This window comes from Staphylococcus pasteuri, from assembly GCF_003970495.1.
In the GTDB taxonomy this organism is placed as follows: Bacteria; Bacillota; Bacilli; order Staphylococcales; family Staphylococcaceae; genus Staphylococcus; species Staphylococcus pasteuri.
In genome coordinates, this window is the sequence record NZ_RXWW01000020.1 from 1 (window position 1) to 22055 (window position 22055).

General features: G+C 32.9%; 17 protein-coding genes, 1 tRNA gene and 1 other RNA gene. 5 read left to right on the forward strand and 14 right to left on the reverse strand.

The features are described 5' to 3' along the window. Positions 1 to 416 precede the first annotated feature (416 nt). The 11 genes from recR to gltB form a co-directional block, all read right to left on the reverse strand. Positions 417 to 1013 carry a recombination mediator RecR gene (gene recR / locus CD121_RS02500; RefSeq protein ID WP_017638323.1) on the reverse strand — a complete coding sequence of 199 codons (597 nt, stop codon included), beginning with the start codon at positions 1011 to 1013 and terminating at the stop codon, positions 417 to 419. A 4-nt stretch (positions 1014 to 1017) separates the two neighbouring features. Further along, positions 1018 to 1335, reverse strand: a complete 318-nt coding sequence (locus CD121_RS02505) for a YbaB/EbfC family nucleoid-associated protein (RefSeq protein ID WP_017638322.1) — start codon at positions 1333 to 1335, stop codon at positions 1018 to 1020. Between the two features lie 90 nt (positions 1336 to 1425). Next, on the reverse strand, positions 1426 to 3126 hold the full coding sequence (gene dnaX, locus CD121_RS02510; protein ID WP_126567386.1) for a DNA polymerase III subunit gamma/tau: 1701 nt from the start codon (positions 3124 to 3126) through the stop codon (positions 1426 to 1428). 70 nt (positions 3127 to 3196) lie between these two features. Then, entirely contained in the window at positions 3197 to 3727 is a 531-nt protein-coding gene (locus CD121_RS02515) for a GNAT family N-acetyltransferase (protein ID WP_070451585.1), read from the reverse strand. Between the two features lie 159 nt (positions 3728 to 3886). Beyond that, an RNA gene (gene ffs, locus CD121_RS02520) (signal recognition particle sRNA large type) lies at positions 3887 to 4156 on the reverse strand. 90 nt (positions 4157 to 4246) lie between these two features. Further along, complete coding sequence (gene treR, locus CD121_RS02525) at positions 4247 to 4981, reverse strand: trehalose operon repressor (RefSeq protein WP_108000497.1); 735 nt, start codon at positions 4979 to 4981, stop codon at positions 4247 to 4249. A gap of 24 nt (positions 4982 to 5005) precedes the next feature. After that, positions 5006 to 6643, reverse strand: coding sequence for an alpha,alpha-phosphotrehalase (treC, locus tag CD121_RS02530; protein WP_126567387.1), 1638 nt, complete (start codon positions 6641 to 6643; stop codon positions 5006 to 5008). 74 nt (positions 6644 to 6717) lie between these two features. Next, entirely contained in the window at positions 6718 to 8154 is a 1437-nt protein-coding gene (treP, locus tag CD121_RS02535) for a PTS system trehalose-specific EIIBC component (RefSeq protein WP_126567388.1), read from the reverse strand. Positions 8155 to 8465: 311 nt separating this feature from the next. Beyond that, positions 8466 to 8558 (reverse strand) — tRNA-Ser (locus CD121_RS02540). A gap of 53 nt (positions 8559 to 8611) precedes the next feature. Then, positions 8612 to 10075 (reverse strand): glutamate synthase subunit beta, encoded by a 1464-nt coding sequence (locus tag CD121_RS02545; protein WP_126567389.1) that lies wholly within the window; start codon positions 10073 to 10075, stop codon positions 8612 to 8614. A 15-nt stretch (positions 10076 to 10090) separates the two neighbouring features. Beyond that, positions 10091 to 14587 (reverse strand): glutamate synthase large subunit, encoded by a 4497-nt coding sequence (gltB, locus tag CD121_RS02550; RefSeq protein ID WP_126567390.1) that lies wholly within the window; start codon positions 14585 to 14587, stop codon positions 10091 to 10093. Positions 14588 to 14780: 193 nt separating this feature from the next. Here gltB and gltC point away from each other — a divergent pair, with 193 nt between their 5' ends. The 3 genes from gltC to CD121_RS02565 all read left to right on the forward strand — a co-directional run bounded on the left by gltC (position 14781) and on the right by CD121_RS02565 (position 17680). After that, positions 14781 to 15656 (forward strand): glutamate biosynthesis transcriptional regulator GltC, encoded by an 876-nt coding sequence (gene gltC, locus CD121_RS02555; RefSeq protein WP_017638314.1) that lies wholly within the window; start codon positions 14781 to 14783, stop codon positions 15654 to 15656. 141 nt (positions 15657 to 15797) lie between these two features. Beyond that, positions 15798 to 16910 carry a YibE/F family protein gene (locus CD121_RS02560; RefSeq protein WP_126567391.1) on the forward strand — a complete coding sequence of 371 codons (1113 nt, stop codon included), beginning with the start codon at positions 15798 to 15800 and terminating at the stop codon, positions 16908 to 16910. Beyond that, entirely contained in the window at positions 16907 to 17680 is a 774-nt protein-coding gene (locus tag CD121_RS02565) for a YibE/F family protein (RefSeq protein ID WP_017638312.1), read from the forward strand. Before CD121_RS02560 ends, CD121_RS02565 begins: the two co-directional genes overlap by 4 nt. 58 nt (positions 17681 to 17738) lie before the next feature. Here CD121_RS02565 and CD121_RS02570 read toward each other — a convergent pair whose 3' ends face one another. Then, positions 17739 to 18203 (reverse strand): GNAT family N-acetyltransferase, encoded by a 465-nt coding sequence (locus tag CD121_RS02570; protein WP_017638311.1) that lies wholly within the window; start codon positions 18201 to 18203, stop codon positions 17739 to 17741. 12 nt (positions 18204 to 18215) lie between these two features. Then, a complete protein-coding gene (locus tag CD121_RS02575; protein ID WP_017638310.1) occupies positions 18216 to 18602 on the reverse strand; it encodes an NUDIX hydrolase in 387 nt (128 codons plus the stop codon). Between the two features lie 164 nt (positions 18603 to 18766). Here CD121_RS02575 and CD121_RS02580 point away from each other — a divergent pair, with 164 nt between their 5' ends. Together CD121_RS02580 and CD121_RS02585 are read left to right on the forward strand one after the other, a co-directional pair. After that, positions 18767 to 19051 carry a hypothetical protein gene (locus tag CD121_RS02580; protein WP_017638309.1) on the forward strand — a complete coding sequence of 95 codons (285 nt, stop codon included), beginning with the start codon at positions 18767 to 18769 and terminating at the stop codon, positions 19049 to 19051. Between the two features lie 229 nt (positions 19052 to 19280). Next, a complete protein-coding gene (locus tag CD121_RS02585) occupies positions 19281 to 20789 on the forward strand; it encodes a glycosyltransferase (protein WP_017638308.1) in 1509 nt (502 codons plus the stop codon). Positions 20790 to 20974: 185 nt separating this feature from the next. On the opposite strand, the gene CD121_RS02590 is transcribed toward CD121_RS02585, so the two are convergent. Continuing rightward, the gene (locus tag CD121_RS02590) at positions 20975 to 21979 is read right to left on the reverse strand and encodes a LysM peptidoglycan-binding domain-containing protein (protein ID WP_017638307.1); all 1005 of its coding nucleotides are present in this window, start codon (positions 21977 to 21979) and stop codon (positions 20975 to 20977) included. Positions 21980 to 22055 lie beyond the last annotated feature (76 nt).

Consider the following 22055-nt stretch of genomic DNA (forward strand, 5'->3'; position numbering starts at 1 on the left):
ACATTATTGGAATTAACGTTGACATATTGTCATTCAGTTTTCAATGTTCATTTCTTTACCGACAAGAATTAATTATACGCTTTATCAACTTTAAAGTCAACAACTTTTTATAATTAATTTTTGAAGTATTTTGTTTGTGTTTCGCTTTGTTCCGCTCAACAAATATATACTATACAGGCTCACAAAGCTTTTAACAACAGTAAAATTTACACTTTCTTAACAAACGAGAACGCCTATTTAATCATATGCCGAACGATATAGACTATCCATTATATAAAGTTCATTTTTTGATTATATATTCCATAGAATTACTCATTTATCCCTAAGATAAACCTTTAATTTACAAACTTTATCTTTTTTTAAATTTTTATTAAGAAATATAAAAAACGCTGATACTATACATATCAGCGTTTAAACTACATTTCAGTTCTACCGGCAATTGCTTTGGATAAGGTCACTTCATCAGCATACTCTAAATCTCCACCAACTGATAAACCTTGGGCTAAACGCGTTACTTTTATCCCAATAGGTTTTACAAGTCTTGAAATATACATCGCCGTTGACTCACCTTCTAAGTTAGGATTCATCGCTAAAATTAATTCTTTAACTTCATCACTTTTTAGTCGATCGACTAATGCAGGTATATTGATATCTTCCGGACCTATACCATCCATTGGAGAAATAGATCCATGTAACACATGATATAATCCTTTAAATTCTCTCATCTTTTCCATTGCGATAACGTCTTTATCATCTTCAACAACACAGATTACTGAACGATCTCGTTGTTTGTCTTCACAAATGTAGCAAGGATCTTTCTCTGTAATATGTCCACAAACACTACAATAAGTAAGTTCACGTTTAACATCTACAAGTGCTTTCGCAAATTGAACAACGTCGTCTTCTTTCATATCTAATGTATGAAAAGCCAGACGTTGAGCTGTCTTAGGACCAATGCCTGGCAATTTCATAAAACTATCTATAAGTTTGGATATTGGTTCTGGATAATGCATATTATCACATTCCAGGGATGTTTAAGCCTTGAGTATGTTTACCTAGACGTTCTTGTGTTAATTTATCAGCTTTATTCATTGCTTCATTTGTAGCAGCTAATACTAGGTCTTGTAACATTTCAACATCATCTGGATCTACAGCATCTTCTTTGATTTGTACGTCAACAACTTCTTTGTGGCCAGTAACTGTTACAGTAACCATGCCTCCACCTGCTGTACCTTCTACACGTTCTTCTTTTAATTTCTCTTGTTCTTGTTCCATTTTCTTTTGCATTTTTTGCATTTGTTTCATCATTTGTTGCATATTTCCGCCACCGCGCATAATTCCGTTTCCTCCTTATAATCCTTCTTATTCTTTAAATTATTACTTTGTTTATATTATACATACGAATATTAGCCTTGTCATGTGTGGCTATTCATCTATCATATGAACTGTTTCTTCGCCAAATAAATCTTTTGCTTTTTGTGCTATATCCTCTTGTTCTGTTTCTTTTTCATTTTCTTCCGCTTCATGATGTTGATCTTGTTTACGATTTTGGAGATACTCAGCTCTAACACGTAACCATTGGTCTGAAGGCACGCCTACCACTTTGACTGTTTTATTGACGATATTACAAACAACACTTTCTATATTATTACGTTTTTCATCGTCTTTATTAACAATTTCACAATGAATTTCTTCTTCAAACTTAACTAGTACATGATCTTCACTAGCAGCAACAGGTTCTGAATTTTGAAGTAAGCTCACTAAAGATTTTTTGTCATTATTTTTAGCATGATCAATTACTTCTTGCCAATGATTTTTAAGTAACTTAATGTCATCCTTATTCGCTTTATCTAAAACTTTTGCAATTTGTTGCATTGAAAATGCGTTTTTAGAGCGTTGTTGACTACGCACAGGTTTTTTAGGTTGTTGCGTTTGTCCTGATGAAGCCACTCCTTGAGATTTCAAGGTTTTAAGTTCTTGTTCTAATTGTTCCATACGTTGTAATAAAACATCATTATTAGGCTCTGTGGCAACTTGTGTAGTCGCAACATTTTGTACTGTTTCTGGTTTAGCTTTAATCATTTCCGCTAATTTTACTAACAGTACTTCAAAGTGAACACTTTGATTTACACTAAAACGTATAGAAACTAATGTGTCATTAATGATATCAATCATACGATATAAGGTATCTAAGTCAAAATGAATAAGTGCATCATATTCAACGTCTTGGTTAGACGTTTTGTTCATAATAGTATCTCTAACAAAATAAATCATATCATTAATCAAACGATTAACTTCTTTACCTTCTGTAACAAATTGGTGATATCTATTAAATGATTCTTTAACATCACCTTCAACAATATCTTTAAATAATTCATTAAGTGACGCTTCGTCAACGCTGCCTGTAACATTTAACGCATCTTGTAAAGTTAAGTGTTCATCTCCGAACGCAATAGCTTGGTCCATAATACTTAACGCATCTCGCATACCACCTTCAGATGCCTTGGCAATAAACTCTAAGGCCTCATCATCGTATGGTAATGATTGTGAATCAGCTACATATTTCAAACGATCAACAATTTGATTTAAACTGATTGCTTTAAAATCAAATCTTTGTGCTCTTGAAATAATCGTTGGTGGAATTTTATGAGGTTCAGTTGTCGCTAAAATAAAAATCGCGTGTGCAGGTGGTTCTTCTAATGTTTTTAACAATGCATTAAAAGCCCCAGTAGTCAGCATGTGAACTTCATCTATAATATAAATTTTATATTTTGATTCGCTTGGAGCATATTTAACTTTATCTCTAATGTTTCTAATTTCGTCTACACCATTGTTACTTGCGGCATCAATTTCAATAACATCAGAGTTAGTACCTTGCGTAATGCCTTTACAAATCGCACACTCATTACATGGTTCTCCATCCGAACTATTTGTACAATTGATAGCTTTCGCAAATACTTTAGCAATACTCGTCTTCCCAGTTCCTCTTGGGCCACTAAATATGTAAGCATGAGATTGCTTCCCTTTAGAAATCGCATTTCGCAAAGTTTTAGTTACATGTTCTTGACCAACAACATCATCAAAACTTTGAGGGCGATACATACGATATAACGCTTGATAATTCAACTTAGCACCTCCATTAGCAATTACATTCTATTATATCACGCACGTAAACTTGTTCATCAATAAAAGTGTGTTAACGCATAATACTTGGATATTTTACTTTTCCAATTGGTGGATCTATTAAGTTATCCCATAGAAATTTCACTAATAAAGGTTGTGACTCATCTCCATATTCTGAATATAAGCCGAATTCACTAGCCAGTTGATAACCTAACTTTTTAAAATAGTCTTGTTCTCGGTCAACAACAATCGTTGTATAATCTTGGGATTTAGCTCGTTCTTCAACAGCTTGCACAAGAGCTTTACCTAATCCTTGATTTCTTAATTCTTTTTTTACTGATAAAGACGCGATGGTTAAAGCTGTATATTTCTTTTCTTCCGATGTAACACTTACTTCTATTAGTAAGGCATGTCCAATAACTTTATTTTGCTCATTTTTCGCAATGACTTCTAATTCATAATTATAGTCATCTGATTTTCTTAATTTTTTAACGAGTGCTTTTTCTTGCCAACTCGTTTCAGGTTGATCATCATAGTTTTCTTCAATACTATTCAACGATTCTTCATAATCCACTTCGGTTAAGGTACTCAAGTATATTTGCATTGTTTCACCACCATGTTTGTCATTAGCTATTGCACTTATATATCGCTTTAACTTTATCAAATTATGTCATATTTATCTATTTATAAAAAAGAGAGCGACTCATCGAAAATAAGTCGCTCAAATCTATATTTTATATAATTAGTTTTTTAAAATTAAAAACCGTGCACCTTTGTATCGAACGTATATCACAAACGTTACCGAAGTCGTTAGCTAAATCTCGGCTACCCTACGGCACATATGATTATCCACTTAATGCTGCTTCCGTCAGGATCTGACATGATTCGTGGGTTCATATTGCATAGGACCGAAATCTTCAAACACTACGTGCTTCGGGCAGACTTCACAAAAATACGCCCTCAACAAAGGAATTAAGTCTCGCATAAAGCGGATTTCGAGTACAGGGAACCGCTACCTCCCCACCTAGCACGGTAAGATTTATAATACTATAATTCCTCTATTGTTTGCAAGCTTAAAATCTTATTCTGAAAAATATCTATTAGAACTATTATATTAAAGAAACTACTGGATAAGATTTTCACGACGTCGAGAAAACTCTTTAAATTTAAAATCTGTCGCAATGTGTTTAGATATATTGTATTGAAACTGAGTTGTATCTTTTAAGTAGACTGTACTTCTTACAGTAGCGGTATAAGGTGGATTAATATCGCCAAATACTTCATCATCTATCTTAGAAAATGGTTCAAAAGTAATTGATTTACTCGAATAACTAATCTCTAGGTGTAAATCATTTTCTAAATAATCATATATGGATTGTCTTGCTACTTCATCACTAATGTTTCCAACAATAGATTTTACGAAGAAATCTTCATCTAAAATTTTAACTTTTCCTTCTATAGAACGTGTACGAATAACATGAATTAATTTATCATCTTTTTCCAAGCCTAATTCAAATTGTACTTTTTCTGCATCAGCGGCATTTATTTCTTCATTAATCACAAGTTCAGTATGATGTTTTAAACCCAATTGATGTTGTATCTCTTTAAAACTAATTAATTCTGAAAAAGGAAATTCAGTTATCCCTTGGTATATTACAACAGAACCTTTACCTCTAATTTTTTGAATCATACCATCATTAGCTAATAAATCTAGCGCTTTACGAACAGTTTCTCTCGAAGTTCCATATGTTGTAACTAATTCATTTTCAGAAGGTAGTTGTTCACTATATCGATACACTTCTGTTAAGATTTGATTTTTCAATTGTTCATAAATTGTGATGAATTTCTTTTGTACCATGGTGTATTCCTCTTTTAATCGTATTTACTTTGCTGTTTCTATAACAATCGCGCCAAATCCTGATATTTTATGCTGATTTACAGTTCCGTTTTGAATAATAGTATCGCCTGATATATCTAAATCATCAGGTAAAGTGACTTCATCTTTTGAGAAATTAGCTATAATTAACCAAGTTTGATGACGATAATGTCGACGATATACAAATAATTGATTGTGATCCATATACATCGGTTCTATATTACCATAAGTTAAAATATCATTTTGATGTCTTAAATTTATTAATGCTTTATAAGTATGCAGAACGGATTCGGAATCTTTCATTGCTTGTTCAACATTAATCTTTTGATAATTATCGGCAGTAGCAATCCATGACTCTCCTGAAGTAAAACCTGCATTTTCTGAATCATCCCATTGCATTGGTGTTCGAGAATTATCGCGTGATTTTTGGTCTAATATTTCTAGAATGTGTTGTTCTGAATAACCTTGGCTCTTCAAATAATGAAAAGCATTCAAAGATTCTATATCTCTATATTCCTCTATTGATTTAAAATGAGGATTTATCATACCTATCTCTTCACCTTGATAGATGTAAGGTGTACCTTGCAACATATGTAGTGCAATGGCTAAAGTTTTTGCACTTGCTTGACGTAACTCTTCTGAACTATCATCTCCAAAACGCGAAACAACACGTGGTTGATCGTGATTACACCAAAATATTGCGTTCCAACCTCCACCTTCGTAAATACCCAATTGCCAATTCATTAATATTTCTTTAAGCTGATGAAAATCCATTTTCCCTTTAGCCCATTTTTCTCCATCAGGATAGTCAACTTTCAAATGATGGAAATTGAATACGCTACTTAATTCTTGTCGATTAGGATTAGAGTATTTAACACAATGATCAATTGTTGTAGATGACATTTCACCTACAGTCATCATGTCTTTATTTCCAAATGTATTTTGATTTAACTCATGTAAAAATTCATGTACTCTTGGGCCATCTGTATAAAATTCTTTACCAATTTTTTTAGAATCTTTAAATTCACCTTTAGAAATAAGATTAATCACATCAAAACGGAATCCATCCACACCAAAGTCTATCCAATGATTTACAATTTTATATAGTGCTTGTCGTACGTCGGGATTATCCCAATTTAAATCAGCTTGCGTAACATCGAATAAATGTAAATAATATTCTTCTGTTTGTTCATCATATTTCCAAGCATTCCCACCAAATTTAGATTCCCAATTGGTTGGAGGCCCCTCTTCTGATGATCTAAAGAAGTAATAATCACGGTATGGACTATCCTTAGATTTAATCGCTTCTTTAAACCATTGATGTTCAGTAGATGTATGATTGATGACGATATCCATCATTATTTTAATATTTCTTTGATGCGCCTCTTTTACTAAAAGTTTAAAGTCATCTAATGTACCAAAATTCTCATTAACCTTCAGATAATTACTTATATCATATCCGTTATCATTCATTGGTGATTCATAAATAGGTGTTAACCAAATATAATCAATTCCTAAAAATTGTAAGTAATCGAGTTTTTCTATAATACCTTTGAGGTCACCTTCACCGTTTCCCGTTGTATCATTAAATGACTTAGGATATATTTGATAAACTACTGACTTTCTCCAGTCTTGTTCTTTCATTGTAAAACCACCTTTTGTACATTGTTTGATAATAAAAAGCGTTCAGAGGTTTGCTAAACATGAACGCTTTAATTTTATGAGTTAGATGTATCGACCATTTTTTTGGCTTTTTGATTACTAAATCTTGAAAATACTATTGTTAAAATTGCTGGGACAATCGTAGCTATTAATATAGCTGGAATATAAATCCACCAAAATTCATTTTTTATTGAAATAAATGCTGGCCAACCACCAACACCCACTTTACCTAATACTTTATTAGCACCAATGAATCCACCGAGTACACTTGATGTTAGAATTGCAGAGATAAATGGATATTTCAATGGTAAGTTCACACCAAATAATGCTGGTTCAGTAACTCCTAATACACCTGAAATACCTGAAGTAAATGCAAGTCCTTCTTCTTTAACCATCTTCTTACGTTTGTAGACAATCCATGCACCAAATGCTGCTGACCCTTGGCAAATATTAGAAATGGCTAAAATTGGCCATAAATATGTACCGCCTAAACTACTACCCATTAATTGGAAGTCAACAGCTAAGAACATGTGGTGCAGTCCTGTGATAACAAGTGGCGCGTATAATAAACCATATAAGGCACCACCTAACCAACCTGCATGTTCGAAAACATATGTTACTCCATTTGTAATTCCTGTACCTAATATTAAGGCAATTGGTCCGATAACAATAAATGCCAAGAAGCCTGTTATTAACAGTGCAACTGGACCAACAACTAGCATTTTAATGGAATCATGTACAACTTTATTAAGTACTTTTTCAATTTTTGCCAAAACATATGTAGCTAATAATACTGGTAAAACTTGTCCTTGATAATTCAATTGTTTAATTTCTAATCCAAATAAATTCCAAGTTGGTATATGTCCTTTACCGATATCGTATTGAGAGACAAGTTGTGGATTCATCAAAATAAGTCCCAATACTAAACCTAAAATCGGACTTCCTCCAAACACTCGCATACTACTCCAACCAATTAACGCTGGTAAGAAAATGAAGGCTGTGTTAGCTATAACGTTAATCATATCTGAAATATCCGCAATTTGCGGGTACATTTCTATTAACTTTTTAGGACCAAAAAGACCTTCCATGGTTAAAATGTTATTAATCCCCATTAATAAACCTGCAGTTACAATCGCTGGCAAGATTGGTATAAATATATCCCCTAACAATTTAATCAATCTTTGTATAGGATTCCCCTTTTTCGCTGCAGCTTGTTTAGCGTCATCTTTAGATGCTTCTTCTGCTCCGGTTTCTGCTACAAATTGTTTATAGACTTCATCAACTGTCCCCGGACCAATAACAATTTGGTATTGATGATCTGCTTTGAATTGTCCTTTTACTAAAGGATTATCACTTAATGCATCTTTATCTACCTTGTTATCGTCTTTTAACACTAATCGTAACCTTGTCACGCAGTGTGTTGCAGTGTCTAGATTTTCTTTGCCCCCAATTGCATCTACAATGGCTTTTACATCTTTATTATTTACAGCCATAGCCGTCACTCCTTTGTTTTCTTATGCTGATTATAACTTGTCTAGACAAGTTATGTAAAGGCTTTCAGAAAAGTAGAGTTAATCGTTCAATGTTAAATTCACAAATACGCCATTATTAATATTGATTTAACAGTTAAGAACTAATTATGGACTGCGCAGATTAAAACCTGTATCTATCAAATGTGGACGGACATTACTAATGCATTAAAGATGAGGGTTTTTGACTCCAAAAACAAATAAAAAAGGCAAATACTCATTGATAAATGAATACTTGCCTTTTATATCTATTAGTCTTGGATTTAAAATTCTAATGGCGGAGGAAGAGGGATTCGAACCCCCGCGGCCCGTTAAGGCCCTGTCGGTTTTCAAGACCGATCCCTTCAGCCGAACTTGGGTATTCCTCCATTGAACACAATAAATATATTATAATAGCGTTCATTAAAAGTCAATTCTTTTTTTACACTAGAATTTTTTGATTTAAATAACTTTCAACTGCATCAGCCACTGCTCTACCTTCTTTAATAGCCCAAACAACAAGACTTTGACCTCTTCGAGCATCACCAGCAGCAAAAATTTTCGAATGATTCGTTCTAAAATCTCTATCATTAGCAATAATTTTATTTCTTTCAGTTTTAATACCAAATGATTGTGGAATTGTCGTTTCAGTACCTACAAAACCAATGGAAAGTAATACTAAATCAGCAGGCCAAAATTTTTCTGACCCTTCTCCCATTACAGTTCCATCTTCAGTTTCACTAATTACTTGTGTATAGAGTCCTCTAACATTACCAATATGATCCACATCATACCTCATCGTTTGTACACCATAAGCACGTGGTTCTTGACCAAAACGTGCTTCATATTCCTTATGAGCATAATCCATTTTAAATACTGGTAAGGCTAATGGCCATGACGTATTGGTTTCAAAAGTGATTTCTTCAGGTAATTTCGTATACTTATTAAACTGTACGACAGATTTGCAATTTTCACGTAATGCAGTAGCAACACAGTCTGCACCTGTATCACCTGCTCCGATAATGATGACATTTTTATCTTTAGCTGTTATTGTTACCTCGTCAATTTCACCATTTAAAAATTGAGTTTGTTCAGTTAAATAATCCATTGCCAAATGTATACCGTAACCCATACGTCCTTCTAAAGGTAAGTCTCTAGCATTTTGAGAACCAGTGCATAGAATTATTGCATCATACATCTTTTCTAATTCTTCACGATTGATATCTACACCTATTTCTATACCTGTTTTGAATGTAATGCCAGCTTCTTCTATTAATTTGACACGACGTCTTACAACATCTTTATCTAACTTCATATTAGGAATACCATACATCAACAATCCACCCGGTTCTTTAGCACGTTCGTATACTGTCACTTTATATCCTCGATGGTTAAGTTCATCTGCTGCTGTCAAACCGGCCGGACCACTTCCAACAATTGCAATTGTTTCATTTCTATCCGCTTCAGGATATTTCGGTTTAACCCAGCCATTGTCATAAGCTTCATCAATAATAGTTCGTTCAATACCTTTAATTGCTACTGACTCTCTATTAATTTTCATCACACATGCATGTTCACATGGTGCTGGACATACACGCCCTGTAAATTCCGGAAAATTATTAGTTTCGCTAAGTCTTTCGTAGGCAGTTTTATAGTCACCACGATAAACAAGATCATTCCATTCAGGTATGTAATTACCAATTGGACATCCTATGGTTTCATTCCCATAGGATAATCCACTTTGACAAAATGGTGTACCACAATCCATACATCTTGCACCTTGAATTGAAGCATCATCTTTTGAAAATCGATTTTGAAATGCTTTGTGGTTTGAAAGACGATCAATCAAAGACAACTCTGATAATGCTTGTTTTTCATATTTCATAAACCCTTTAAACTCGCCCATGATAATCCCTCTTTCTTAATAAACTACTGCCGGTTTTAATTTTGTATCTATACTTGTTCTTTCATCATAAAATGCTGCTAACATTGCTTCGTCTTTTTGATTATGATGACGTAATTGAATATCAATTTTTTGCATCATTAATTTATAATCTTTAGGTATCACTTTTACGACTGATTCTGAAATTTGATCGAAGCGTTGTAGTAGTGTTTGTGCTTTTGAACTATGTGTATATTTCACATGAGCTTCTATCATTGATTTAATAAATTGCTTTTCTTCTTCATATGTCACATCACTAAATTCCAAAGTAGAAAGTGCATGCTTTTCTTTAAATTCATTAACATCACTTGGGAAGATGTAACTAACACCACCACTCATACCTTGACCAAAATTCTTTCCAACGTCACCAAGAATTAATACATGTCCCCCAGTCATATATTCAAGTCCATGGTCACCAATACCTTCAACTACAACATCGACACCACTATTTCTGATACAAAAACGTTCGCCAGCTTTACCATTAATGAAAGCTTTACCTTTCGACGCACCATAGAAACAAACATTTCCTGCGATAATTTCATCTTCACGCGCTTGATTTGGTGCCTGAACTATCACTGTTCCACCAGATAAACCTTTTCCGACATAATCGTTAGCATCACCATTATGATATATGGTTAACCCTTTAGGTGCAAATGCTGCTAGACTTTGTCCAGCATGACCTTCCGTATGTACATATATTGTATCTTCAGGCAATCCTTTTTCCCCATATTGTTTAGCAATCGCACTACCAGTAATTACGCCAACATCACGTTGTACGTTCTTAACTGTATAACTTCCTGAAAATGCACGTCCTGCTTCTATACTTTGTATAGCATCAGGATATAAATAATTTAAATCAAAACCTTCATCTAAATGATGATCTTGCGCAATTTGTTTAGTATCTGGTCCTTCTACTATGCTTAGCAAACGCTCAATATCAATAGATGCAGCCTTAGTACCAGGTGTTATATGTGAGGCACGTTGTAATAAATCTGTACGTCCTATTAATTCTTCAACTGTTCTCAATCCTAAAGATGCAAGTATTTCTCTTAATTCTTCTGCAATAAAGTACATAAAATTAACTACGTGCTGTACTTTACCTTTGAATAACGCACGTAAATCTTTGTTTTGAGTAGCAACTCCCACTGGACATGTATCATTATGACAAACACGCATCATAATACATCCAAGTACAACTAACGGTGCTGTTGCAAATCCAAATTCTTCCGCTCCAAGCGCACATGCATACGCTACATCTTTACCAGTGAGTAATTTACCATCTGTTTCTAATTTCACCCTACTACGTAAATCGTTTAATTTTAATGTTTGATGGGTTTCGGCTAATCCGATTTCCCATGGCACCCCTGCATGTTGAATACTCGTTTTAGGGGATGCCCCTGTACCTCCGTCATAACCACTGATTACAATTTTGTCAGCAAAAGCTTTAGCTACACCTGAGGCAATTGTTCCTACACCTGTTTTCGAAACAAGCTTAACAGCGATATCCGCTTCTTTATTCGCATTTTTCAAATCATGAATCAATTGTGCTAAGTCTTCAATAGAATAAATATCATGGTGTGGTGGCGGTGAAATTAATCCTATACCTGGTGTAGATCCTCTTGTTTCGGCTATCCATGGATATACTTTAGATCCTGGTAATTGACCGCCTTCCCCTGGTTTAGCACCCTGTGCTACTTTGATTTGAATTTCTTTCGCATGTTGTAAATAATCACTTGTTACTCCAAATCTACCTGACGCTACTTGTTTGATAGCACTTATTTTACTACTACCGTCTTTTTGAGGTTGATAACGTAATGGATCTTCGCCACCCTCTCCACTATTACTCTTACCACCTAGATGGTTCATCGCTTGTGCTAATGTTTCATGTGCTTCTGCTGAAATAGAACCATAACTCATGGCACCAGTATTAAATCGTTTTACAATTTCAGAGGCTGGTTCCACTTTAGATATATCAATTGGTTTACAAGACTTAAATTCCAATAAATGACGTATAAAATCTTGTCTTTGATAGTTGACCGCATCTGAATACTGTTTGAATAACTTATAATCGTTATCACGACAAGCATGTTGTAATAGAAAAATAGTCTGTGGATTGAAGGCATGATGTTGACCTTGTTGTCTCCATTGGAATGTACTACCAGGTGCTAAATAATCTGAATGATGGCTCTGTCTAGCTTTATTTTCATCATCAATTTGTTGAATACTAATACCAGAAATTTTAGATTGTGTACCTGTAAAATATTTATCAATAACATCTTGTGATATACCAACAGCTTCAAAAATTTGTGCCCCTTGATAACTTTGAACTGTTGAAATACCCATTTTGGCCATTACTTTGATTACACCTTCTGATAAAACATCGGTATAAGTTTTAACATTAGCTGCAACCGTTCCTGATAATTGATTATTAATGGTTAATTGTTCTACTGTTTGTTGTGCTAAATAAGGTACAACTGCATTAGCTCCATAACCTAATAAACATGCTACATGATGTACTTCGCGTGTTTCTCCTGATTTTGCAACTATGCTTGTTTCCATTCTTAGTCCTTCACGTATTAAACATTGATGAACATGACTTACTGCTAATAACATTGGCATTGCAAATCCTTCATTAGACTCTAATAAACTATCATCTAATACAATAATTCCTGCACCATCTTTAACATGTTGTATAACCGTTTCTGCCAACAAATCAAGACTATGTTCTAAATTATCTTGATAAATTGTCGATACATATGTTGTTTTAAATTTCTTTACATCGATAACTTCTAACTGTGCTTCTGTCATTACAGGCCTTTTAAGTTGAACGCGATGTAGTACAGTTTGATCTGGTCTTAATAGGTTACCTTCTCCACCTAGATAAGATAGCTCACTTGTAACGATTTTCTCTCTATATGCATCAATAGGTGGATTAGTAACTTGTGCAAATAACTGTTTAAAATAATTAAATAGGGTTTCAGGTCTATCGTTCAAGACTGCGATAGGTGAATCATAGCCCATCGCCCCTATCGGATCTTTCTTTTGAGTTACTAAATCAACGATATATTTATTGATTTCTTCTTTCGTATAAGCGAATTGATTTTGCAATTTTAACAACGTCTTTGAATCTAAAAGACTTGAACGGTATTCAGTATTCTCAATATTGGCGTCATATTTATCTGTATGTATCCATTTCGAATAAGGATGTTCGCTTGCAATTTCTGATTTCAAATCATTATTTTCAACTACTTTATTCTGTTTAAAATCAACTAATAATAACTTACCAGGGTTCAATTGTCCTTTAAATGCTACTTCAGATTCAGGTACATCTATAACTCCCACTTCAGATGAGAATACAATGTAATTATCTTTTGTAATCGTGTATCTACCTGGACGTAAACCATTTCGGTCTGTTAAAGCGCCAATTTTATCCCCATTACAAAATGAAATCATAGTCGGGCCATCCCATGGCTCCATTAAATAACTATAAAATTCATAAAATGCACGTACTTCTTTGTCGTTAGATTTGTTATAAAGCCACGGTTCTGGAATTAATAACATCGCTGCTTTTTCCGGTTCCATTGCTAAAGATAAAAATTCCAATGCATTATCTACAATTGAAGAATCACTACCATCTTCATCGACAATACGGTGTATTTTATGTTGGTCTTCACCAAATAATGTACGAACTAATTTATTTTGACGTGCGCGCATCCAATTCACGTTACCTTTTATGGTATTAATTTCTCCATTGTGCATGAGGAGCCTATTTGGATGCGCTCGTTTCCAACTCGGAAATGTATTCGTACTAAATCTTGAATGAACAAGTCCAAGTTTAGATTGATAAGATTCATGCGTTAAATCCAGATATAAAGATTTAATTTGGTCCGAACGCAGCCAACCTTTATAAACAATCGTCTTATGGGACAAACTTGTAAAATATAGTTCCAAGTCTTCGTTTTCAGCGTAAAATTCAATTTGCTTTCTAGCTAAGTAAAGTTGTTTTTCTATATGACTAACGTGTTTAATATCTACAAATACTTGTTGAATATAAGGCATTGTATCCGCAACATGTTGTGCTACTGCTTCTTTATTGACCGGCACATCCCGGTATCCAATAATTTTTAGTCCTTCATTTTCGAAATATTGATTCAATACAGCTTCATGATTGCTTCCTATCACTCTCTCTTTAGAGAAAAACATACCAACAGCATACTCGCCTTCATCTGGAAGCTCTAAATCAGAGAAATGTTCAAAGAATTCAAAAGGAATTTCTGTCATGATCCCCGCACCATCACCAGTCATTCCATCAGCGCCAACACCGCCTCGATGATCTAATCTACACAACATTTCCAATGATTTTCCAATAACATCGTGAGTTCTAATATTATTCATATTAGCGTAAAAACCAATACCACAAGCATCATGTTCCTCACGATAGTCGTATAATCCCTTTTTTAGCCTCTCATTATACATGATGCACACTCCCTTTTAGAATTTTCTGACAATTGATACATGATAATAAATAATATAATGTAATTTTTTCATCTGTTCAATATATAAATTAGATAATATTTATCTAAAAAAGAGAATGATTTGTGTATAAACTGTTATAATAAGTGTTAAATGTAATCAAGAAGCATGGATTGTTAAAGCGAGGGGTTTAATCATGGAAATAAAACAACTTAAATATTTTGTAGAAGTCGCTCGACGCGAACATATTTCAGAAGCTGCACTAGAATTAAACATTGCTCAATCAGCTATAAGCCGCCAAATAACCCAATTAGAAAAGGAACTACACGTCTCTTTATTTAAAAGAAGAGGTCGAAATATTTTATTAACAACTGAGGGCAAACAATTACTAGAAGAGGCAACTAAAATTTTGGATCAGTTTGATAAAACTGTTCAATTATTTCAGCATCAAAATATATTGAGTAATCAAAGTATTTATTTATCCTATAGTGAAAGTGACGTTTCCAATATACTAGGACGACTTGTCCAAACATTTGAACAGCAAACAGAAAGTCTTATTTTTCCAGACTTAAGCGAGGATGAAACTATTTTAGAAGGTGTTTTAGCGGGAGAAATAGATATTGGCATTGTTGAATTAACCGATCAAATCAAGCATCATACAAACCTAATTATGACGCCTTTATTTGAAGAACACTATTACTTATATTCAAACAAAAACAATCCAATTACATTCGCGTTACAACCACAATTGCAACAATTACAACAAGAAAATGTATACTGTCTAACAGCATTACCAGAGTCTATTAAAGATAAATTGTCATCTTCAATCCGTACGATTACAGATATACAATTAGCACAATATCTTTTAAAGAATGAAAGAGGTGTAGTTATTACCCCCCAAACGATTTCATTAGATAAACAGTCAAACCAATGGACTAAGGTATCACTTAGTCATACGGAATTAAAGCGTACAATTTGCGTTATTGCTAAAAAGGAAAATCTCAAACCAGATTTACCAATAGCATTACAAACAATAAAAACCTTATTCAACAAAACATCTACATATCATTAAATATGAAATCATCAAATGAACTAATTTAAATAGACAACTTTTATAGCCTTAAAAATTAAAGGCTACGTTAATTTTTGAAATATAAATCAAATAATCGTATAATCATTCTATTATTTCAACTGTAGAATTGAGGGTTATTGAATGCAATTCCATGCCTTTTTCAAAAATAAATTTTATTGGATCGTTATGATATTCATCTTCCTTTTTATAGGATTATTTATCTTTACGTTATTTAACGAAAAGTTCTATCAAATGCCTATAGGTAAAGTTACAGATGTACAAAGAGTCAATACACAATATGTGACTGACGAACAGCATAACAAAGATATCAAATATAAAGATCGACTTACTATCCAAATTTTGAATGGTAAATTTGAAGGCGCTAAATCAACGATTACTAACGACTATGTTAAGTCACAGGCTGATTCAGAACGTTTTTCTAAAAACGATAAAGTTTTATTACATATCTCTAAAAAACCGAATGATGCTTATATTATTGAAAAAAAGCGTGATAGTCTTGTCGTCCTTATAACCGGTGTTTTCCTTATTACTATACTATTAGTAGGTAGACAAGTTGGCTTGCAATCCATTCTGTCACTCATATTAAATTCAATAGCAGTATTAGGAGCCATATACATTCATAATCAAATAGGTAGCACTAGTCTATTCTTATTAATGGTAATAGCTATGATTGTATCGACAACGCTCACTCTATTACTCGTTATTGGATGGCGAATGCGTACACTTATCACTATTATCTCAACATTAGCCGGAACCTTCCTTTGTATAGGTATTGCTGAGCTAGTCATTCGTATGACACATGGCAACGGTATTAAATATGAAACGATGAGTTTCCTAACATTACCACCTAAAGATGTATTTTTAGCTTCTGTGTTAATTGGTTCACTAGGAGCTGTGATGGATGTTGCTATCACTATTGCTAGTGGTATGAATGAAATACTCCAACGCACACCACAAATTAGTATGAAAAGATGGGCTCTTGCTGGAAGAAACATTGGGCAAGATATTATGGGAACAATGACAAATATTTTATTATTTTCCTATTTAGCTGGTAGTTTGCCTATGTTCCTTATTTATTTAAAAAATGCTAATACCATTACTTATACTATTTCTATGAATTGGTCATTAGAAGTTGCCCGCGCTCTAATAGGTGGTATTGGTATTGTCTTAACGATTCCAATTACGATTGCTCTAATGGAATTATGGTTTAAAGTAAGGGGGCATCAACGATGAGTGCTATTACTATATTAGGTCTCTTATTATTAATATTAATGATTATTTTTGGTGGTAAAAAAGGATTAATATCATTTGCTACATTATTCTTAAACTTTATTGTACTCATTATTAGCATCTTAATGATTATCTTTGGAGTCCCTATCTATCTCACGACAATTATATTTTGTATCGTTGTAGCTGCATGTAATTTATTCATCTTAAACGGTTACGACGTTAAAACACAAGCCGCCTTTATAGGCACACTTGTAACGACAGTAATTTTAATTTTAGCCATATACATCTCAGTAAATGTTGGTCATTTACAAGGTTTCGCTACAGAACAACAAGACGAAACATATGTATACTCAATGAACATTGGCATCAACATGGTCCAATTCATGATATTTACTATCGTTTTAGCAGTGATAGCTGCAGTGATCGACCTAGCCATAACCATTAGTTCACCTATGTACGAACTCAATGAGACGAACCCAAATTTAAGTCAACATCAATTATTCCAATCAGGGATGCGTGTAGGTAGAGAAATTTTAGCCACATCTGCAAACACAATATACTTGGCCTATTTTGGCGGTCAGTTGACTTTGTTTTTCTGGTTCTTCAAACTCAATTATTCATTCGGTCATATCATTAATTCAAAAATATTTGCACAAGAATTTATCTCAATCCTATTCGGTGGTATCGCTGTTGCTATAAGTATCCCTATCACCGCATGGATAACTGCATTTTTAATTAAAAGAAAAATAAATCAGCCAAATACAAAACAATAAAACAAAGCAGAACGTAGGAATGAAACATGCTTCATCATTCTTATCTACGTTCTGCTTTTTAAATTGTATGTGACATAACATAAACAGGTTTACCTATCATTGTAGATTTACCTGTATGTCGATAGCCAGCTTGTTCATATATATATTTTGCTTTTGGATTATCAGTATTTACAACTAAAACAATTTCATTAATATGCGGATATACTTCTTTAATGTACTGATCAAGTTGTTGTATTACATATTTACCAATGCCTTTACCACGATAACGAGAATCTACAACAAATGATCTAAAGAAAATGGCATTAGGATTAGATGAATACGATTCTGGGCCATCACCTTCATGTAAAGTAAAGAAAGCCAAACATTGCTGACCTTCCATCACTAGAGTAGGATGTCTATTTTCATTTTTCCTTGCAGATGCTAAGTTTTCTAATGGCGGTTTAGCAAATCGTAAATCTTCTTCTAATAGTTCTATTGATTTTACTGCATCATAATATTTAGTTTCATATTTCAATATATTCATAGTCTCACCTATTTACTCTGTAGACATTTCATTAATCCATTTTAAAACGGCAGGTGCAATCATATCAACATCATCTTTATCAAACCACTTAATATCAGTAATCTCATTATCTGTATGTATATTATCCCAATTGATTGTTGTTGTAGCACGATATCCGTTTAGTTCTGTAAGCATATTTTCCTGAGGATACGCCTTTCCTACTACTGTACCTATATATGATAATTCAGTTTCTGAAAGGTGAAGATTCAATTCTTCTTTAAGTTCTCTGATTAGTGCTTCTAATTGTGTTTCTCCTTCATCAATTTTACCACCCGGGAAATAATATTTTTCACGATGACGCACTTGTACAAGTAAAATTTTGTCTTTGGTTTCTTCAACTAAACAAACACACTTAATCATGTCATTAACTCCCTTATCAAATATTTTAAAATTCAAAATATATTTAGTATTATGTTATCATAATTCCCCTAAAGGTTTGTTTCATCATTTTATAATTTTTAGTGTATAATTAATAAAATATGGGTAATCAGTATAATCAAAAGTTTTACATTGGAGGGAAAATCATGGCAACAAAATCAAGTACAACACGTTTATCAAATTTATTTGGAATCGCAGGCTTTATTGTTGATGGATATAATGGTATTAGATATGATGCAAAAAATAAACAACTTGTTTATTTATCATTAGGTTTAAGTGCATTAGGAACAATAATAGACTTCTATGTATCAATTAAATCTGCTAGTAAATTCCGTAAATTAAACGCTTTAGTATCTTTTGCAATTAATGGTACACGTTTATTTACTAGCTTTAGAAAAGTTAAAAATGAATACTCAGATGATTTCAAATAAGCACGAATAAAATTTTTAGTAGCCTAGGACATCGAAGTCTTAGGCTATATTCATTCATATCAACCAATTAATATCTTTCTTCTTTTTACATTTTACTTCAAACAACTATTTATCAAAATATTTGTAATTTTCATTAAAAAATCTTACTATGACAATAATTCAAAATTGAATAATGTTGAATTTATCATTTTATAATAATCTATGGATACTACCGAAAGGAGCTTGCAACATGATTTATACAGTCACGTCCACTTTACCTCCCTCACACGGTGGTAGAACACAAGCCTTATTAAGAAGAATAAAATTAATCGATGAGGAATTTAATGTACCAACTAAAATTTTGACGACGAATTATAATAGAAACTATCCCAATATTTATAAAAAATTTTTAGAAGATCATAAAGTTACAGATAATATAGAATTTGAAAATATTTATGAATGGTTAACAAATTTCAAAATTTATGATGTTCCAAAGACCAAAATTTTAAAGAAACCAAAATATAACAAAGTATCAAAACGTATTTCTGGTCTTAAAGCTGAAAAAAATCCTCAAAATCATGAAATTAAATATTATGACAAAAATCATCAATTAGTACGTTTTAGAAAATATTTTTCTAACAACTCAATATTACATTACGAAGATGTTATCTCTCCAGAAACAGGTATGAAAACAATGCGTCATGAATACAACTCTTATGGTTATTTACATAGAGTACTTCACTATTTTGACGGTTCAAAAAAGAAAAGCCAGGAAATGATGTTTTACCCTGACGGTGAAATGTACTGTGAACGTCATTTTAAAGATAATGATAAAAATAGTGTGAATCTCGTTAAATTGCTTAAAAATGGAGAAGTCTATGAAACTTTCTCTGACGACAAAGCTTTTGCAAAATACTATTTTGAACATAAATTCAATGATGATGATATCGTATTCTGCGATGCTAGACTTTTAGACGATCCGCTACTCTCCCAATCACATCAAACACGAAACATATTAGTTCTGCATAGTTCACACTTATCTGGTAAAAAAATTAAAAAATCATTTAAATACGCCTTTGAACATAAAGAAAATGTAGAAAAATTTATCGTTTTGACTCAGCAACAAAAAGAAGATATCCAACAAATGTACGATATTGCAGATAACCAATTTACACTTATACCACATTTTATTGAGGATACTACAGCTAAAGAGCCAACTAAAGACGATGAAAAAGAAGACCGCTTCGTGTTTATAGGTAGATTCAGTAAAGAAAAACAATTAGATCACTTACTCAAAGCTTATAATGAATTTCTTAAAAGTGGTCATCAGACCAAATTGGCGCTTTTCGGTAGAGATGTGGATAATCAAAGAGCAATGATGGATGATTTAATTGAAACATATCAGTTAAATGACAAAGTGAGTATTCACAAATATACATCGAATCCATTAGCAGAATTCAAAAAATCTAAAGCATCTCTCTTAACAAGTAGCTACGAAGGATTTGGTTTAACGATTATGGAAAGTATTTCAATGGGTTGTCCAGTTGTTTCGTACGATGTTAGATACGGTCCGAATGAAATTATTGACCATGGTCAAAACGGTTACTTAGTAGAAGCCAACAATATTAATCAGTTGGCTGAATATATGACTCAAATTATCGAACATCCATTAACAAATGTTAAAAATAATGAAAAACTTTATTATTCATCAGCAGTAAATAACTATAAGCAATTGCTTGAACATTTAAATGTAATTTAATGCTAAACATCCATCTTACCTATTCAAAGGTGAGGTGGATGTTTTATTTGTGAATAATATAATTGATTGAATTCTCTACAATAGTCATTACTTCTAATTTCACGTATCCAATTTATATGAATAAAAAATAAAACTACTGAAAAAGTTAATTAACTTAATCAGTAGTCCATTGTTATATCTATTTATTAGTGAATGTATCGATATGAGCTTACTTGATATGATGGAATTGTTCTATATGTTACAATTCCAGGTTTAGCAGCCCAATTCATTTCTGAAATTAAAATACTACCATCACTGTTAACACGTTCTACAAATGCTACATGACCATAATATCCTGCATCACTTTGTGCGATTGAACCAACAGTTGGTTTACCATCAATTGTGTAACCATCAGCTGCTGCTGCGTTATCCCAATTGTTAGCGTTCCACCAATATGTACTAATACCTTTACCGATTTGAGCACGACGGTTAAATACATGATAAGTACATTGTCCCCATGTATATAAGTTTTGATGATTGAAAACAGGTGTTTTATAACCATTATTACTTGCACTTGCATTACTAGAACCAGTGTTAGATGCAGTAGCACTTCCTGTTACTTTTAACTTTTGTCCAGGGTAAATAAAGAAGTTAGACATCCCATTTAAACTCATAATTTTTTGATAAGATGTGTTATATTTAGCCGCAATTGAAGATAATGAATCTCCTGCTTTAACTGTATACGTTGATGAACTACCACTTGTAGTTGTTGAGCTACTTGGCTTACTTGTACTAGTAGCTTTTCCTGATACTTTTAATTTTTGTCCAGGATGAATAGTAAAGCTATTCAAACCATTCAATTTCATTATGTTTTGATAGCTCGTTCCATACTTAGAAGCAATTGAAGATAATGTATCTCCTGCTTTAACTGTATAAGTAGATGAACTACTTGTTGAAGTTGAATTACTTGGTTTGCTCGTACTACTAGTTGATCCCGATAATTTTAAAACTTGATTTGGAAATATTATATTAGATGTCATTCCATTTAATGATTTTAATTTCGAAACGGAAACACCATATTTATTCGATATAGACCAGAGTGACTCTCCACTTTTAACTTTATGTGTCGTTGTTGCTGCATCGGCTTGCGTTGCTGCAATAGCGCTTACTGCACTAGTTCCAACGATTGCAGCAATAATTTTTTTATTCAATTACTTATTCCTCCTAAAATACTCTATTTATATCTCGGATTATTTATACAATATCTATTATACTTGTTTTATATGT

Excerpts from the sequence above, each read along its gene's own strand:
- gltC (WP_017638314.1), top strand. The coding sequence starts at position 14,781 with ATGGAAATAAAACAACTTAAATATTTTGTAGAAGTCGCTCGACGCGAA.
- CD121_RS02570 (WP_017638311.1), bottom strand. The coding sequence starts at position 18,203 with ATGAATATATTGAAATATGAAACTAAATATTATGATGCAGTAAAATCA.
- treC (WP_126567387.1), bottom strand. The coding sequence starts at position 6,643 with ATGAAAGAACAAGACTGGAGAAAGTCAGTAGTTTATCAAATATATCCT.
- CD121_RS02505 (WP_017638322.1), bottom strand. The coding sequence starts at position 1,335 with ATGCGCGGTGGCGGAAATATGCAACAAATGATGAAACAAATGCAAAAA.
- treP (WP_126567388.1), bottom strand. The coding sequence starts at position 8,154 with ATGGCTGTAAATAATAAAGATGTAAAAGCCATTGTAGATGCAATTGGG.
- gltB (WP_126567390.1), bottom strand. The coding sequence starts at position 14,587 with ATGTATAATGAGAGGCTAAAAAAGGGATTATACGACTATCGTGAGGAA.
- CD121_RS02515 (WP_070451585.1), bottom strand. The coding sequence starts at position 3,727 with ATGCAAATATACTTGAGTACCTTAACCGAAGTGGATTATGAAGAATCG.
- treR (WP_108000497.1), bottom strand. The coding sequence starts at position 4,981 with ATGGTACAAAAGAAATTCATCACAATTTATGAACAATTGAAAAATCAA.
- CD121_RS02575 (WP_017638310.1), bottom strand. The coding sequence starts at position 18,602 with ATGATTAAGTGTGTTTGTTTAGTTGAAGAAACCAAAGACAAAATTTTA.
- CD121_RS02545 (WP_126567389.1), bottom strand. The coding sequence starts at position 10,075 with ATGGGCGAGTTTAAAGGGTTTATGAAATATGAAAAACAAGCATTATCA.
- CD121_RS02580 (WP_017638309.1), top strand. The coding sequence starts at position 18,767 with ATGGCAACAAAATCAAGTACAACACGTTTATCAAATTTATTTGGAATC.
- CD121_RS02560 (WP_126567391.1), top strand. The coding sequence starts at position 15,798 with ATGCAATTCCATGCCTTTTTCAAAAATAAATTTTATTGGATCGTTATG.
- CD121_RS02585 (WP_017638308.1), top strand. The coding sequence starts at position 19,281 with ATGATTTATACAGTCACGTCCACTTTACCTCCCTCACACGGTGGTAGA.
- recR (WP_017638323.1), bottom strand. The coding sequence starts at position 1,013 with ATGCATTATCCAGAACCAATATCCAAACTTATAGATAGTTTTATGAAA.
- CD121_RS02565 (WP_017638312.1), top strand. The coding sequence starts at position 16,907 with ATGAGTGCTATTACTATATTAGGTCTCTTATTATTAATATTAATGATT.